The sequence below is a fragment of the Streptomyces sp. NPDC002144 genome (assembly GCF_053593695.1).
In genome coordinates this window covers 193054-207954 of record NZ_JBSFDB010000007.1, presented here as the reverse complement: position 1 = coordinate 207954, position 14901 = coordinate 193054, and the positions used below count along the sequence as shown (strand labels likewise).

At 71.8% G+C, this 14901-nt stretch carries 14 protein-coding genes; 5 read left to right on the top strand and 9 right to left on the bottom strand.

Annotated elements, in window-relative coordinates:
• Window positions 1–26: 26 nt before the first annotated feature.
• The 7 genes from ACWCQ1_RS13305 to ACWCQ1_RS13275 all read right to left on the bottom strand — a co-directional run bounded on the left by ACWCQ1_RS13305 (window position 27) and on the right by ACWCQ1_RS13275 (window position 6884).
• Window positions 27–509 (bottom strand): hypothetical protein, encoded by a 483-nt coding sequence (locus ACWCQ1_RS13305; protein ID WP_358592400.1) that lies wholly within the window; start codon window positions 507–509, stop codon window positions 27–29.
• A 112-nt stretch (window positions 510–621) separates the two neighbouring features.
• Window positions 622–1740 carry a phosphoserine transaminase gene (gene serC / locus ACWCQ1_RS13300; protein WP_358592403.1) on the bottom strand — a complete coding sequence of 373 codons (1119 nt, stop codon included), beginning with the start codon at window positions 1738–1740 and terminating at the stop codon, window positions 622–624.
• Window positions 1741–1846: 106 nt separating this feature from the next.
• Window positions 1847–3097 carry a cytochrome P450 family protein gene (locus ACWCQ1_RS13295; protein WP_358592405.1) on the bottom strand — a complete coding sequence of 417 codons (1251 nt, stop codon included), beginning with the start codon at window positions 3095–3097 and terminating at the stop codon, window positions 1847–1849.
• A gap of 92 nt (window positions 3098–3189) precedes the next feature.
• Window positions 3190–4440: a cytochrome P450 gene (locus ACWCQ1_RS13290; protein ID WP_451026491.1), complete on the bottom strand. Its 1251-nt coding sequence runs from the start codon at window positions 4438–4440 to the stop codon at window positions 3190–3192.
• Window positions 4421–4768, bottom strand: a complete 348-nt coding sequence (locus tag ACWCQ1_RS13285; RefSeq protein ID WP_133045610.1) for a DUF742 domain-containing protein — start codon at window positions 4766–4768, stop codon at window positions 4421–4423. The genes ACWCQ1_RS13290 and ACWCQ1_RS13285 overlap by 20 nt, the downstream gene beginning before the upstream one ends.
• A complete protein-coding gene (locus tag ACWCQ1_RS13280) occupies window positions 4765–5172 on the bottom strand; it encodes a roadblock/LC7 domain-containing protein (protein ID WP_356763129.1) in 408 nt (135 codons plus the stop codon). Before ACWCQ1_RS13280 ends, ACWCQ1_RS13285 begins: the two co-directional genes overlap by 4 nt.
• Complete coding sequence (locus ACWCQ1_RS13275) at window positions 5169–6884, bottom strand: ATP-binding protein (RefSeq protein ID WP_451026490.1); 1716 nt, start codon at window positions 6882–6884, stop codon at window positions 5169–5171. Before ACWCQ1_RS13275 ends, ACWCQ1_RS13280 begins: the two co-directional genes overlap by 4 nt.
• A gap of 226 nt (window positions 6885–7110) precedes the next feature.
• On the opposite strand from ACWCQ1_RS13275, the gene ACWCQ1_RS13270 reads away from it, so the two are divergent.
• From ACWCQ1_RS13270 to ACWCQ1_RS13255, 4 genes are all read left to right on the top strand, one after another.
• Window positions 7111–10032 carry an FAD-binding and (Fe-S)-binding domain-containing protein gene (locus ACWCQ1_RS13270; protein ID WP_451026489.1) on the top strand — a complete coding sequence of 974 codons (2922 nt, stop codon included), beginning with the start codon at window positions 7111–7113 and terminating at the stop codon, window positions 10030–10032.
• 213 nt (window positions 10033–10245) lie between these two features.
• Window positions 10246–10380, top strand: a complete 135-nt coding sequence (locus ACWCQ1_RS13265) for a hypothetical protein (protein ID WP_451026488.1) — start codon at window positions 10246–10248, stop codon at window positions 10378–10380.
• Window positions 10381–10482: 102 nt separating this feature from the next.
• On the top strand, window positions 10483–12435 hold the full coding sequence (locus ACWCQ1_RS13260) for an ABC transporter ATP-binding protein (RefSeq protein WP_451026487.1): 1953 nt from the start codon (window positions 10483–10485) through the stop codon (window positions 12433–12435).
• A gap of 113 nt (window positions 12436–12548) precedes the next feature.
• Window positions 12549–13481, top strand: coding sequence for an EamA family transporter (locus tag ACWCQ1_RS13255; protein WP_358592413.1), 933 nt, complete (start codon window positions 12549–12551; stop codon window positions 13479–13481).
• Window positions 13482–13512: 31 nt separating this feature from the next.
• Here ACWCQ1_RS13255 and ACWCQ1_RS13250 read toward each other — a convergent pair whose 3' ends face one another.
• Complete coding sequence (locus ACWCQ1_RS13250) at window positions 13513–13686, bottom strand: hypothetical protein (RefSeq protein WP_358592415.1); 174 nt, start codon at window positions 13684–13686, stop codon at window positions 13513–13515.
• Window positions 13687–13803: 117 nt separating this feature from the next.
• On the opposite strand from ACWCQ1_RS13250, the gene ACWCQ1_RS13245 reads away from it, so the two are divergent.
• Window positions 13804–14148: a hypothetical protein gene (locus ACWCQ1_RS13245; RefSeq protein WP_358592417.1), complete on the top strand. Its 345-nt coding sequence runs from the start codon at window positions 13804–13806 to the stop codon at window positions 14146–14148.
• A 3-nt stretch (window positions 14149–14151) separates the two neighbouring features.
• Here ACWCQ1_RS13245 and ACWCQ1_RS13240 read toward each other — a convergent pair whose 3' ends face one another.
• Window positions 14152–14892 carry a class I SAM-dependent methyltransferase gene (locus ACWCQ1_RS13240; RefSeq protein WP_358592419.1) on the bottom strand — a complete coding sequence of 247 codons (741 nt, stop codon included), beginning with the start codon at window positions 14890–14892 and terminating at the stop codon, window positions 14152–14154.
• Window positions 14893–14901: the final 9 nt, after the last annotated feature.

Genomic DNA, 14901 nt, shown 5'->3' with positions numbered 1-14901 from the left:
GGCGCCCGCGACGGCGTTTGCGACGGTCAGTTCCGCACCGGCCTGAGCCCGTGGAGGCGGCGTGGTCTGGGGGCGTCGAGGAGGCTGACGCCGTTGTAGGCGCGGCCTTGGAGGAAGAGGACGGGGGCGGCCACGAACGAGACGGCGATCGCGACGATGCTGACGGGGAACAGGATCGGCAGCGACTGGCCTTCGGGCAGTGTCCTGCCGCCCTCGTGGACGGCGTAGGCGAAGGCCGCGAAGAAGACGATCACGCAGACCACGAACAGGACGAGCAGGATGGTGCGGGTCCTGAGGGTGCGTGCCTCGGTGCGGACCTCGGCGAGCAGGGACGCGTCGCAGACGGGGCAGGTGAGCTCGACGGACTGCTTGCCCGACTGCGGGCGGCGTACCCGGAAGACGCTGTCCTTCCAGGTGATGTGTCGGGTGCGGACGAGGAAGCCCGTGACCTTGTCGCTGAGGATGTGGCGCACGGCTACCTCGACGGTGCCCGGTATCGGTCTGTTCATGCCACGGCCGTACCCAACAGCGAGGGCCCTGTCACCGACAGGGCCCTGCAACAAGCTGCGCCCCTGGGGGAGTTGACCAGGGAGTTGCAGCTTTTCGACCACTGCTTCTCGGTTACAGCTTTTCGATCACGTAGTCGACGCACTTCGTGAGGGCCTCGACGTCCGCCGGATCGATCGCCGGGAACATCGCGACGCGCAGCTGGTTGCGGCCCAGCTTGCGGTAGGGCTCGGTGTCGACGATGCCGTTGGCGCGCAGCACCTTGGCGATGGCGGCCGCGTCGATCTCGTCCGCGAAGTCGATCGTGCCGATGACCTGGGAGCGCTTCGCCGGGTCGGCGACGAACGGGGTCGCGAACTTCACGTCCTCCGCCCAGCCGTACAGCGTGCGCGCGGAGGTGGCCGTGCGCCGCACCGCCCAGTCCAGACCGCCCTGACCGTTGATCCACTCCAGCTGCTGGTTGAGCAGGAAGAGAGTGGCGAGCGCCGGGGTGTTGTACGTCTGGTTCTTGCGGGAGTTGTCGATCGCCGTCGGCAGGCTGAAGAACTCCGGGACGTGACGGCCGGAGGCGTGGATCCGCTCGGCGCGCTCGATCGCGGCCGGGGAGAAGACGCCGATCCACAGGCCGCCGTCGGAGGCGAAGGACTTCTGCGGGGCGAAGTAGTAGACGTCCGTCTCGCTGACGTCCACCGGCAGGCCGCCGGCGCCGGAGGTGGCGTCGACCAGGACCAGGGCGCCCTCGTCGGCGCCGGCCACGCGCTGAATGGGCATGGCGACACCGGTGGAGGTCTCGTTGTGCGTGAAGGCGTAGACGTCGACGCCCGCCTCGGCGACCGGCTCCGGGTGGGTACCCGGGTCGCTGGCGATCACGGTCGGCTCGGCCAGCCACGGGGCCAGCTTGGACGCCTTGGCGAACTTCGAGCTGAACTCGCCGAAGGTGAGGTGCTGGGACTTGTTCTCGATCAGTCCGTGGGTCGCGATGTCCCAGAACGCCGTCGAGCCGCCGTTGCCGAGGACGACCTCGTAGCCGTCCGGGAGCGAGAACAGCTGGGAGATCCCCTCGCGCACCTTGCCGACCAGGTTCTTCACCGGAGCCTGGCGGTGGGAGGTGCCGAGGAGGGAGGTACCGGTGGCGGCCAGCGCGTCCAGCGCGTCCGTCCGCACCTTGGAGGGGCCCGCGCCGAATCGACCGTCGGCGGGCTTGATGTCAGCGGGAATCTGGATCTCAGCCACGAGCCGGAGGGTATCTCTTCGGCGAAACCGGACGGAAACGTGTCCGTTCGATGAGACGGGTCCTCCGGCCCGTGGACTTGTCGGAACGCACCAACTTCTCGCAGATCTACGAGGTCAGGCGGACCGGCAGGGCGAACAGGTCGTTCTGGGTCACCACCGGCTTGCGGCGGAGTTCGGTGGGCGGGACCGCCAGGTCCAGGTCCGGGAAGCGGGCGTACAGGGCCGGGAGGGCCACGCCGGCCTCGAGGCGGGAGAGGGCGGCGCCCGGGCAGACGTGGGGACCGTGCCCGAAGGAGATGTGGCGGTTGGCGGAGGCGCGGGTGATGTCGAACTCGCCCGCCGTCGGGCCGTGCGCCTGCTCGTCGCGGCCGATGGCGGCGTACGACACGATCAGCGCGTCGCCCGCCGGCAGCACCCGGTCGCCGACCCGTACGTCCTCGGTCGCGAAGCGGATCAGGACGTGGGAAGTGGGGGTGGAGTGGCGCAGGGTCTCCTCGATCACCTGCGACCAGTCGGCCTCCCCGGACAGCACCAGGGATCGCTGGTCCGGGTGGAGTGACAGGTTGAGCACCGCGTTGACGATGAGGGAGATCGTCGTCTCATGGCCCGCCGCGACCATCAGCTGCAGCGTGGAGACGATCTCCTCGTCGGTGAGGTGGTCGCCGTTCTCGGAGGCCAGGATCAGGGCGGAGGTGAGGTCGTCGCCGGGCTCGGCGCGCTTGGCGGCTACGGTGGCCGCCATGATGCCCGCGAGTTCGGTGAGGGTGGCGATGACCTCCTCGGGCGGGGTCTGCGTCGAGAAGAACTTCTCGAACAGCTCCTTCAGGCGGGGCAGCCGGGTTTGGTCGATGCCCATGAGGTCGGCGACGACGTACATGGGCAGGGGGTAGGCGAAGGCCGCCTTCAGGTCGACCACGTCAGTCGTGCGGCCGGCGCCGAGGCCGTCTAAGAGGTTTTCGGTCAGCTCGGTGATCCGGTCGCGCATCTCCTCCACCCGGCGCGGGGTGAGCGCCTGGGCCACCAGGGTGCGCATACGGCGGTGGTCGGCGCCGTCCACGGTGAGCATGGAGCGGCCGGGGTTGGCGAGGCCGATCAGCGGCCAGTCCGGGGGGATCTCGCCGCGCTGCCAGGCGCCCCAGACGTTGATGTCCTTCACCAGACGCGGGTCGGTGAGCAGCTGCTTGGCCTCGGCGTGGTGGGTGACCGCCCAGACCGGGACGCCGCCGGGGAGTTCCACGGCGGCCAGCGGCCCCGCCGCGCGGAGCCTCGCGCTCTCCGCGTCGAGGTCGCCGACGAAGGGGTCCAGCGCGATGCGGGTCTCTTGCGTACGGCTGCCTTCGGTACCGGTCGTCGTCATGCGGGTGCCTCCCAGGGCGGTCGCGGGGTGCGGGGGTGCGGATACGCAGGGCGTGGGTGTGCGCGGTGCGTCAGAGCACGGGTACGGGTGCGTCAGAGCACGGGTACCGGAGTGAAGTGGACCGGCAGGCCCGTCAGGCCGCGTAGCCAGGGTGAGGGGCGGCGGGTGAGGGACCGGGGTGGGACGGCCAGGTCGATGTCGGGCAGGCGATCCAGTACGACCTCGATGGCCGTGCGCGCGATGACCTCGGCGACCTCCTGCGCCGGGAACGGGCAGCGGTGCTCGCCGTGTCCGAAGGAGAAGTGCGCGCCGTTGCCGCCGGTGAGTTGGGAGCCGTCGGTGCGGACCTGGGGGTCGGAGTTGGCGCCCTGCAGACCGAGCAGCAGCAGATCACCGGCCCGGATGCGGCGGCCGCCGAGCTGGGTGTCCCGCGAGGCCCAGCGGCCGGCCACGTTCTGCGTGGGCGCGTCCTCCCAGAGCACCTCGTTCATGGCGTCGGCGACGCTGTTGCGGCCGCCGAACAGGGAGGCCGCGAACCGGTCGTCGGTCAGCATCAGCCGCAGGGAGTTGCCGATCCAGTCGGCGGTCGGCTGATGGCCCGCCGCCATCATCACCATGAGGTCCTGGACGATCTCCTCGTCGGTGAATCCGCCCCGGTCGGCGAGCATCCGTGACACGACGTCGTCGGCGGGCGCGGCTCGTCGCTGGGCCACCAACCGGGCCATGGACGTGGCCAGATGGGTCTGGCCGGCGATGGCTCGTTCGCGGCCGTCGATCATGTCGTTGAGCGCGGCCACCAGGCCCGGTCCCTGCTCGTCCGGGAAGCCGAAGAGCCGGGCCAGGACCCGTACCGGGAGCAGCATGGCGTACTCCGCGACGAGGTCCGCCCGGCCCTTGGAGCACAGGGCGTCGATCAGCTGGTCGGCGAACCTCTCGGCGTAACCGCGCAGTTCGGCGGGGTCGGCGGACTCCAGGGCGCTGCTGATCATCGCGGCGCGTTCGCGGTGGCGTTCGCCGACGGTGTAGAGGATCGACGGCTGTCTGCGGCCGATCATCGGGAGCAGGGGCCAGTCGTCGGGGATGCGGTCCCACTGGTTCCACAGGTCGGAGTCGCGGCTGAAGAGGATGGGGTCGCCGGTGACCTGGTGCAACTCGCGGTAGCCGAGCACCAGCCATGCCGGTACGTCGCCGTCGAGCAGGACCGGGGTCACAGCTCCGTGTTCGCGGCGCATCTGCCGGTACAGCTCGGCCGGTTCGGTCTGGAATCCGGAGGCTGTGAGGGGGACGGGGGGCAGGGAGGTGGTTGGTGGGGTGGTGCGGGGGTCAGAGGTTGCGGAGTCCAAGGAGCACCTGTTCCAGGACGTCGGGGTCGATGACCGCGGCCTTGTTCGGGTGGCGGGCCCTGACGTGGCCCGCCGCGAGGAGGTCGGACAGCAGGATCTTGGTGATGCTCACCGGGAGTTTCATCTTGGCGGCCAACTCCACCAGGGGGGTCGGGCGTTGGGTGATCTGCAGTATCCGTGCGTGCTCCGACTGCATGCCGGGGGCCGGGTGGGACTCGGCGATGACCAGGGTCACCAGGTCGAAGGGGCTGTCCGGAGCGGAGTGGGCGCGGCCTCCGGTGAGGGTGTACAGACGGTCGGGTGAGTCGTCCCTGCCGGGGCGGCTCATGAGGTCCGGGGCCGCGCGGACAGGTGTTCGCCCAGTTGCTCCACGAGTTCGCTCATGTTGTGGCCGACCAGGCCCGCGTCCGCGTCCTCGGCGGTGATCACGGCCAGATGGGCGCCGTCGCCCGCCTCCACGATGAACAGGACGCCGCCGTAGAACTCCGTCATCGCCGATCGCACGCCTCCGCTGCCGTCGCCGAACTCCATGGAGGCGCCGTGCGACAGGGACTGGATGCCGGCGGCGATCGCCGCGAGCTGGTCGGCCTGGTCGACGGTCAGCTCCGGTGTGCGGCACAGCTTCAGGCCGTCCCGTGACAGGACGAGGGCGTGTCGCGCGCCGGGGGTGCGCTCCAGTAGGGCCTCGATGAGCCAGGTGAGCTTCTCGTCGGCGGTGCTCGTGCCGGTCATGAGGTGGGAGGGCCTTTCGGGTCCGGAGTCTCGTTCGGGGGCTGGTCGTGCGGTGCCGGGTGCGGGTGCGCATGCGGGTGCGGGTGCGTGGGGGTTTCTCGCGCAGTTCCCCGCGCCCCTGGGGTGCGTGGTGGGTCGGGGTCGTGGCGGTACGGCGAGCCCGCCGCCGATGGATTTGACGTCTGCTGGTCGGGTTCGGGGGGTCCAGGACGCGTAAGCGGCGGGCTGCGCCGTACCGCCACGACCCGCTCCCGCGCGTGGGCGGCCGCGGGTTCGTCGTCGGTGCCGCCTCCCTGGTCGGAGAGGGAGCCTCGGACCGCACGGCGGAAGCTGCTGAAGCGGGCGGCCCGGGTCAGCGGGTCGTCCAGGGGTACGGGGGCGGCGGGGTCCGGTGCGGTTGTGCGTGCGCTGTCGCGTTCGGCCTTGGCCAGGGCCTGGCCTCGGCGGCGTCTTGGGAGGCCGTCGGGGAAGGTGGTGTCCCGGGAGGGGGTGCGGGTGGGGGTGGGGGTGGCGTCCGGGGCGGCGGTGGGCTGGTGGGGTTCGCTGCTGGATGGCCATGGCTTTCCGTCCGCCGGCATTCCTGGTGGGGGCTCCGGCTGGAGGGTCGTGGGGTTGTTCGGGGGGGTGTGGAGGATGTCCTGGGGGACGAGCAGGAGGACGCCTGTGCCGCCGCGGGCGGAGGGGCGGTAGGAGATCTTGAGGCCGTGCTTGCGGGACAGGCGGCCCACCACCGCGAGGCCCAGGCGTGTGCCCGAGAGGCCGCCGAGGCCCTCCGTGTCGCCGGAGACCGCCTTTTCGGCTCGGCGCAGCTGCACCTCGCTCATGACCAGGCCGCTGTCCTCGACGGACACGATGACGCCGGCCGGGACCTCCTCGACGTAGACGTGCACCTCGGCGGTCGGCGGGGAGAAATTGGCCGCGTTGTCGAGGAGTTCGGCGAGTGCGTGCATCACGCCCTCGGCGGCGTGTCCGGCGACCGCGGCCTCGCTGGCGGAGTGCACGCGCACGCGTTGGTAGCCGCTGATCCGGCCCATCGCGCCGCGGAGGATCGACTCCATGGGGATCGGGCGGGCCCAGCGGCGGCCGGTGCGCGCGCCGGCGAGGACCGCGACGGAGTCGGCGAGCCGGCCCGCCTGTGCGGTGCGGTGGTCGAGGTGGAGCAGGTCGGCGAGGACGTCCTCGTCGGAGTGGCGTTCCTCCATCGCGCGGAGGTCGGCCAAGGTGCCGGTGGCCAGGGCCTGCATCCGGCCCGCCGCGTTGGCGGTGGCCGCGAGGGCGGCGGCCCGGTCGTGCTCGGCGCGGTGCGCCTGTTCGGCCAGGCGTTCGTTCTCGGCGGCCAGGCGAGCGCGGTCGCGGGTGTACTCCGCGGCCAGGCGGGCCCGTTCACGGGTGAGTTCCTCGGTGAGCCGTACCCGCTCCTGGTCGAACTCCGCGCTCTGCCGGATCCTGTCCTGCAGCAGGCGTCCGGTGTCCGCGGTGAGGGCCTCCAGCCGGCGCCGGGTCAGGCGGGCCGTCTGGACCGCGTGGGCGGCCACGGCCACGGCCACGACGAGCAGGACCGCGCCCGCGCCCGCGCCGACGGCGACCGGGACACGCTCGGACTCCCGTACGCGGGCGACCGCGCCGGCCACCGCGAGCGCGGCCAGCAGGGCGGTGAGCAGCGGGGCGGGTGCGACACGGCGCAGGGTGGGGCGCTCGGTGGGGGCGGTCATGAATCGGGTCCTCGGTCGGGGTGCTCGGTCGTTCCGGTCGTGCTGGTCGTGCCGGTCGTTCCGGTCGTGTCCCTGGGCGAGTAGCGACACCAGATGCTCAACTGGCGGTCACTATATGGGAGTTCGTGATCGAATTGGGAAGGTTCTGGAGGCGTTCACGGATTCCGCCGAAGTCCGGGTCGGCGGCGCCGTCGTCACTGTCAGTGGTGGGATGCATGCTGGGTGCATGACGGATCTCGAGGCGCGGCTGCGCGCGGCCGTCCGGGGTGAGGTCGGCTTCGACGTCACGTCCCGGGCGCTGGTCACCATGGACGCGTCCAACTACCGGCGGGTGCCGCTCGGGGTGGTGGCGCCCCGGGACGCCGAGGACGTGGCGGCGGTGCTGGCGGTCTGCCGGGAGCACGGAGTGCCGGTCGTGGCGCGCGGTGGGGGCACGTCGATCGCGGGACAGACGACGGGTGTGGGTGTGGTGCTGGACTTCACCCGGCACATGAACCGGCTGGTGTCGATCGATCCCGAGGCGCGTACGGCCGTCGTGCAGCCGGGGCTCGTGCTGGACCGTCTGCAGGAGGCCGCCGGCGCGTACGGGCTGCGCTTCGGGCCGGATCCGTCGACGCACAGCCGGTGCACGCTCGGCGGGATGATCGGCAACAACTCCTGCGGCTCGCACTCGGTGGCCTGGGGGACGACGGCGGACAGTGTGCGGGCGTTGGACGTCATCACTGTGCGCGGGGAGCGGCTGACGCTCGGGGCCGGTTGGGCGGGGGCTCCGGAGGGGCTGCGGGCGCTGGTGGACGGGGAGTTGGCGCGGTTGCGGACCGGCTTCCCGGAGCTGCCGCGCCGTATCTCCGGGTATGCGCTGGACGCCCTGCTTCCGGAGAAAGGCGCCGACGTCGCCCGCTCGTTCTGCGGCAGCGAGGGCACCCTGGGGGTGCTCACGGAGGCGGTCGTACGGCTGGTCGAGGCACCCCGCGCGCGTGCGCTCGCCGTGCTGGCGTACGGCGACGAGAGCGCGGCGGCCGAGGCGGCGGCAGGTCTGTTGCCGTACGGGCCGCTCACGGTGGAGGGGATGGCGGCCGATCTGGTGCCTGCCTCGGCCGGTCTGCCGAGGGGCGGCGCCTGGCTGTTCGTGGAGACGGGCGGGGAGTCGGAGGCGGAGGCACGCGCGCGTGCGGAGGCGATCGTGCGGGCCGCCGACGTCGTGGACTCGCTGGTCGTCGTCGGGCTCGCGGAGCAGCGGGCGCTGTGGCGGATCCGGGAGGACGCGAGCGGTACGGCGACGCGGATGCCGGACGGCAGCGAGGCCTGGCCCGGGTGGGAGGACTGCGCGGTGCCGCCCGCGCGACTGGGCTCGTATCTGCGGGACTTCCGCTCCCTGCTGTCCTCCCATGGGCTGCGCGGCACTCCGTACGGTCACTTCGGTGACGGCTGCATCCACGTCCGCATCGACTTCGACCTGCTCACCGAGGCGGGCGTCGGCCGCTTCCGGCGCTTCTCGGAGGAACTGGCCGACCTGGTGGTGGCACACGGCGGTTCGCTGTCCGGGGAGCACGGCGACGGGCTGGCGCGGGCCGAACTGCTGCCGAGGATGTACGGCCCCGAGCTGGTCGGCCTCTTCGAGCGCGCGAAGGGCGTCTGGGATCCGGACGACCTCCTCAACCCCGGCGTCCTGGTCCGCCCCGCGCCCCTGGACGCCGACCTCCGCTTCTCCGTCCTGCCTCGCGAGCCGGTCGACGTGGCCTTCGGCTACCCGGCGGACGGCGGCGACTTCTCGGCGGCGGTACGGCGCTGCGTCGGGGTCGCCAAGTGCCGTACGACCGCTGCGGCCGGCGCGTCCGTGATGTGCCCGTCCTTCCGGGCGACCGGCGAGGAGGAGCACTCCACACGCGGTCGTGCCCGGCTGCTGCACGAGATGCTCGCCGGTGAACTGGTCACCGACGGCTGGCGGTCCACCGAGGTCCGGGACGCGCTGGACCTGTGCCTGTCCTGCAAGGGCTGCCGCTCCGACTGCCCCGTCGAGGTCGACATGGCCACGTACAAGGCGGAGTTCCTCCACCACCACTACGAGGGCCGACGCCGTCCGGCCGCGCACTACAGCATGGGGTGGCTGCCGGTGTGGCTGCGCTGGGTGACGCGGGCAAGGGTGGCGTGGCTGGTCAACTCCCTGGCCGCTGTGGGCCCGCTCGCCGCCCTTGCCAAGCGGCTGGGCGGGATCGCGCCCGAGCGGGAGCTGCCCCGGGTCGCGTCGGAGACGTTCACCCGGTGGTACGGACGCCGGGCCAGGGCACGGGTGCGGCGCATGATCCGGGACGTGGGGCTGGAGTACGAGGAGGAGTCCGGGGGCAAGCCCGTGCTGCTGTGGCCCGACACCTTCACCGAGCACCTGTCGCCGGACGTGGGGAAGGCCGCCGTGCGCGTCCTGGAAGCGGCCGGGCTGACGCCGGTGCCGATCCCGAGGATGCCGAGGAACGTCAGGGAGACGGTGGAGGAGGACGGCGCCACCTCGTACACCCTCGCCTTCCGGCCGGTCCGCCGCGAGCGCCCCTGCTGTGGGCTGACCTATCTCTCGACGGGCCAACTCGACCGCGCCCGCAAGGTGTTGCGCCGCACCCTCGATCTGCTCGACCCGTTCCCGGACCCCCGTATGGGGGAGCGGATCCCGTTCGTCGTCCTGGAACCCAGCTGCGCCGCGGCCCTGCGCACCGATCTGCCCGAGCTGCTGCACGACGACCCGCGCGCCGCCCGTCTCGCCGCCTCGGTGCTGACGTTCGCGGAGGCCCTGGAGAAGTACGCCCCCGGCTGGACCCCGCCCCGGCTGGACCGCCCGGTCACCGGCCAGACCCACTGCCACCAGCACGCGGTCCTCGGCGACGGTCCCGACCGCCGGCTCCGCGCGGCGGCGGGCCTGACCGGCGAGCTGACCGGCGGCTGCTGCGGTCTCGCCGGCAACTTCGGCTTCGAGAAGGGGCACTTCGAGGTGTCGTCGGCCTGTGCGGAGGAGCGGTTGCTGCCCGCGGTGCGGCAGGCATCCGAGGAGGCGGTGGTCCTCGCGGACGGCTTCTCCTGCCGCACCCAGCTGGAGCAGCTCGCGGGGGTGCGGGGGCGTCATCTGGCGGAGGTGCTGGCGGAGGCGCTGGGCGACGAGTGATCGCCAGGTTCATCAGCCCACTCTCAGGTTCATAAGCGAACTCTCAGGTTCGGCGGGTGCTCTCAGGAATTTCCAAGGTATTCACAGCGCCTGCTTGCCGTCAGCTCGCCGAATTTGCCGTTCCTTGAGTTGCGTGGCGTGTAGGTTCATCGGTGTCGGGAGCCGGACGCGGAATTCCCGAATCCCTGAACTGCGAAACACCAGGAGTCGTAAATGAGCCTCAAGAAGCTCGCCCCGCTGCCCCCGAAGCCCAAGTCGAAGCAGCTTCCCCCGCCGCCCCCGCCGAAGCCCAAGAAGAAGCACCCCAAGCCGCCGGTTCCCAAGCCGATCCCCGGCGACGAGAACTGAGTGAGGTCTGAGAGGGCCGGCGGGATTCCGTCGGTCCTCTCTGCTTGATTAATTCAGAAATTCCTCGCCACGGAGTACGGCCGAATGCGGAGGGAATGTGAAATGGATATGGATGAGGATGGCGATGACGGGGAGTACGAGTACGGCACTCCCGCCATTCCGGCCCGCATCGCGTTCCGCCGGTTCTGGCCGCTGACCCGTGGGCTGCGCCGCTGGCTGGTCCTCGTCTGGGTGTGCACGGTGCTCGCCGCGCTCGCCGAGACCGAGGCGATCCTGGTCTTCAGCGACCTCACCGACCACGCGCTGCAGAAGGGGTCGCCGGCCGCGTTCTGGGAGCCCGCGGCGAAGTGGCTCGGCGTGGCGGTGCTGGGCGCGGTCGTCGCGTACGCCGGCAACTCCCTCGCCGCCTGGGTCACCGAACGCTTCGTGATGAGACTGCGCGAGCATGTCTTCGACCACGTACAGCAGTTGCCCCCGCACTTCTTCCAACGGCACCGGCAGGGCGACCTGTTGTCCCGGCTGACGAGCGATGTCGAGGCGATCGAGACGATGGTCGTGTCAGGGCTGGTCGGCGCCGCCTCCGCCGTCTTCTCCGCCCTCTTCTACGCGGCCGCCGCGTTCTGGCTGCGCTGGGACCTGGCCGCCGCGACCTTCGTGCTGGCCCCGCTCTTCTGGCTGGCGGCCCGCCGCTTCTCCGGTTCCATCAAGGACGTCTCCCGCGCGGGCCGGGTCGCCGACGGCGCGATCACCTCCGTCGTCGAGGAGTCCCTGTCCAACATCGTGCTCACCCAGGCCTACGACCGCCGGGACGCCGAACGCCGGCGGCTGCGCGAGGAGGCAAACGCCTGGTTCCGCGCCTCGGTCCGCTCCACCCGCCTGAACGAGGCGTACGAACAGCTGGTGGCCGTCATCGAGACGGTGTGCGTGCTCGCGGTGATCGGCATCGGCGCCTGGGAGATCTCCACCGGCCGGATGACCCTCGGCCAGCTCCTCGCCTTCGCCGCCTTCCTCGGCTACCTCTACCCGCCGGTCCGCGGCCTCGCCCAGCTGGGTCTCACCGTGACCGCGGCGACCGCGGGCGCCGAGCGGCTCATCGAGGTCCTCGACGTCGAGCCCTCGGTCACCGACCCCCGCCGGGACGCCGAGCCCGGCCGTCCGGACGGCACGGTCGAGGTCCGGGGCGTCTCCTTCAGCTACCCGGGCGCCGACACCGCGGCCCTCACGGACCTCTCCTTCACGGTGCATCCCGGCGAACTCGTGATCGTCACCGGCCCGAGCGGCGCCGGCAAGTCCACCGTCTCCAAGCTCCTCCTGCGCTTCTACGACCCCGACGCGGGCGATCTCCTCCTCGACGGCGTCCCCCTGCGCGACTTCCCGCTCGCCCGTCTGCGCGAGTACGTCACCCTGCTCCCGCAGGAGACGCTCGTGCTGCACGACACCGTCCGCGCCAACATCGCCTGCGGCCGCCCCGGCGCCAGCGATCAGGCCATCGAGGAGGCGGCGCGGGCGGCGGACGCGCACGACTTCATCGTCCGGCTGCCCGAGGGCTACGACACCCGGGTCGACCCCAACTCCGCCCGCCTGTCCGGCGGCCAGCTCCAGCGCCTCGCCATCGCCCGCGCCATCCTGCGCGACTCCCCCGTCCTCGTCCTGGACGAGCCGACGACCGGCCTCGACGCGATGGCCGCCCGCCGGGTGGTCAAGCCGCTGCGCCGCCTGATGACCGGCCGCACGACCATCATGATCACCCACGACCTCAACCTCGCCCCCGACGCCGACCGCATCCTGGTCGTCGACCGCGGCCGGATCGTGGAGACCGGCCGGCACGAGGAACTGCTGGCGCGCGGCGGCGCATACGCGCGCCTGCACCGCTCGCAGAACAACGCCGTGATGGACACGGGTGAGCTGCGGCTGCCGCTGGACCACGGCCATGCCGAGCAGCCCGCGTATGCCCAGCACACCCAGTACCCGCCGCAGCCGGCGTGGCAGGCGTCGCCGTACCAGGACCAGTACGCCGATCACGCGCAGTACGCCCAGTACACCGAGTGGTTCTGAGTCCACCATGCGGGACAGTTGCAAAACGGGTTCACACGCCTGACCGAGTCTATTACCGTAGACCTTGCAGTGCAGCACGCTGAACGAACCCGAGCCGATCACCTGGACCGCCCGTGACCACGCCCAGCACGACGACTTCCTCGCCGACGACGTCCGCCTCCGCGGCCCCGCGCGGCCGGGGTTCGCTCGGCCCGATCGGCCTGGTGCTGTCGGGCGGCATCTCCGTGCAGTTCGGCGCGGCGCTGGCGGTGAACCTGATGCCGAGGGCGGGCGCGCTGGGTGTGGTGACCCTCCGCCTGCTCGCCGCGGCCGTCGTCCTGCTGCTGGTCTGCCGTCCCCGGCTGCGCGGCCACTCGCGCACCGACTGGGGCACGGTGCTCGCCTTCGGTGTCACCCTGGGCGCCATGAACGGCCTGTTCTACCAGGCCGTCGACCGCATCCCGCTCGGCGCGGCGGTCACCCTGGAGGTCCTCGGCCCGCTCGCCCTCTCCGTCCTCGCCTCCCGCCGCCTGATCAACGCCGTGTGGGCCGCGCTCGCCCTCGCGGGCGTGTTCCTTCTCGGCGGCGGCGACTTCGGCGCCCTCGACCCGGCGGGCGTCGCCTTCGCGCTGGGCGCGGGGGCCATGTGGGCGGCGTACATCGTCTTCAGCGCCCGCACGGGCCGCCGCTTCCCGCAGGCGGACGGGCTGGCGCTGGCGATGGGGGTGGGGGCGCTGCTGATGCTGCCGCTGGGGATCGCCGAGTCCGGTACGAAGCTGGCGGACCCGGTGACGATCGGGCTGGGCTCCGCGGTGGCGATCATGTCCTCGGTCCTGCCGTACACCCTGGAGCTCCTGGCCCTGCGCCGCCTGCCCGCGCCCACCTTCGCGATCCTCATGAGCCTGGAGCCGGCCCTGGCGGCGACGGCCGGTTTCCTCATCCTGGGCCAGACCCTGAGCCTCCTTCAGGCGGCGGCGATTGCGCTGGTCATCGGCGCGAGCATGGGGGCGGTGCGGACGCAGGTGGGGCGGGGGAAGACCTCCCTGCCGGAGGCGGCGGTCTCCTGACGTCTCTTCGGCCAGACCGGCCGTCGGCGGCTCAGTCGGCGGCGGGTTGCGCGGGGACGGCCGCGACCGCCGCCGCGGTCATCCGCCGTGCGGTGGTCACGAGGCTGGCGATCGCGTCGTCGGGGGTCAGACCGCAGAGGTCGATCAGGGCGAACAGCGACTCGGCGCTGATCACGGGGGCGAGCCCGCGGACCAGCTGTTCCACGTCCGCGCACTTCCGTGACCTCAAGGCCATGGTCGAGTCCGGGCAGCCGTTGTCCCGCGACGCCGTCGCGGAGGTCTGGACGCGGTACGGCACCGAACCGTCGACCGAGTACGCCTCGTGAATGTTCTCCTCGGGGCCAACACGGTCGCCGAGGTCGCCAGTATCGGTTTCGCGCTGGTGGGAGGGGTACGCCCGGCGGCGCTGAGCGAGAGCGGTGCACCGACCGTCGGCGAACGCTTCTACGGCTGGATGTACGCGACCAGGGGCGTGCCCCTGGGCGTGGCGGCCCTCGTCGCACCGCTCGCCTGGCCGGGGCCCGCCGGCTCGCTCATCCTGTGCGCGGCCGCCGCGGCGCAGGTGGGCGATGCCGTCATCGGGGTCGCCACCCGGACATGGACGATGATCGCGGGCGCCTCGCTGCTGACCGCGATCCACGCCGCGACGGCGGCCGCCACCGTGTGAGCGTCAGCCGGCCTTCTCCCAGACCGACACATGCTGCCTGCTGTCGCTGGTGAAGGGCTCGCGGGTCCAGCCCTCCCAGCGGTCGCGCAGCCGCATCCCGGCCAGCCGGGCCATCAGGTCGAGCTCCGAGGGCCAGACGTAGCGGAAGGGGACGGTGAGATACGAGCCGTGGCCCTCCCCGTCGACCCGTACGTGGTGCGAGCTCATCGACTGGGTGGCGACGTCGTAGAGATCGAACCCGAGACGTCCGTCCCCGACACGGAACGGCACGGCGTTCTGTCCGGGCGGCAGCCTGCGCAGATCGGGGACGCCGACCTCGACGACGAAACGGCCGCCGCGTTCCAGGTGCTCGGCGACGTTGCGGAAACAGTCGACCTGGGCGTCCTGAGAGGTGAGGTTCATGATCGTGTTGAAGACCAGGTACGCCAGCGAGAAACTGCCCTCCACCCTGGCTGTCGCGAAGTCCCCGATGGTCACGCCGATCGCGTGTCCCCCCGGCTTCGCCCGCAACCGCTGCACCATCGCCCGGGACATGTCGATGCCGTGCACCTCGACACCGCGCCGCGCGAGCGGCAGCGCGACCCGTCCCGTGCCGATGCCGAGTTCGAGCGCCCGCCCGCTCCCGGCAAGCTCCGCCAGCAGGTCCACGGCCGGATCCAGCCGCGCCGCCGCGAACATCTCCGCCGACGACTCGTCATACCCCGCCGCGACGGACTCCCCGAAGTAACCGTCCTCATCGATCACCGGGGGACG

What these genes read in the sequence shown, in the direction of transcription:
- ACWCQ1_RS13305 (WP_358592400.1), bottom strand. Translation starts at nt 509, where the DNA reads ATGAACAGACCGATACCGGGCACCGTCGAGGTAGCCGTGCGCCACATC.
- ACWCQ1_RS13295 (WP_358592405.1), bottom strand. Translation starts at nt 3,097, where the DNA reads ATGACGACGACCGGTACCGAAGGCAGCCGTACGCAAGAGACCCGCATC.
- ACWCQ1_RS13285 (WP_133045610.1), bottom strand. Translation starts at nt 4,768, where the DNA reads ATGAGCCGCCCCGGCAGGGACGACTCACCCGACCGTCTGTACACCCTC.
- ACWCQ1_RS13280 (WP_356763129.1), bottom strand. Translation starts at nt 5,172, where the DNA reads ATGACCGGCACGAGCACCGCCGACGAGAAGCTCACCTGGCTCATCGAG.
- ACWCQ1_RS13275 (WP_451026490.1), bottom strand. Translation starts at nt 6,884, where the DNA reads ATGACCGCCCCCACCGAGCGCCCCACCCTGCGCCGTGTCGCACCCGCC.
- ACWCQ1_RS13270 (WP_451026489.1), top strand. Translation starts at nt 7,111, where the DNA reads ATGACGGATCTCGAGGCGCGGCTGCGCGCGGCCGTCCGGGGTGAGGTC.
- ACWCQ1_RS13265 (WP_451026488.1), top strand. Translation starts at nt 10,246, where the DNA reads ATGAGCCTCAAGAAGCTCGCCCCGCTGCCCCCGAAGCCCAAGTCGAAG.
- ACWCQ1_RS13260 (WP_451026487.1), top strand. Translation starts at nt 10,483, where the DNA reads ATGGATATGGATGAGGATGGCGATGACGGGGAGTACGAGTACGGCACT.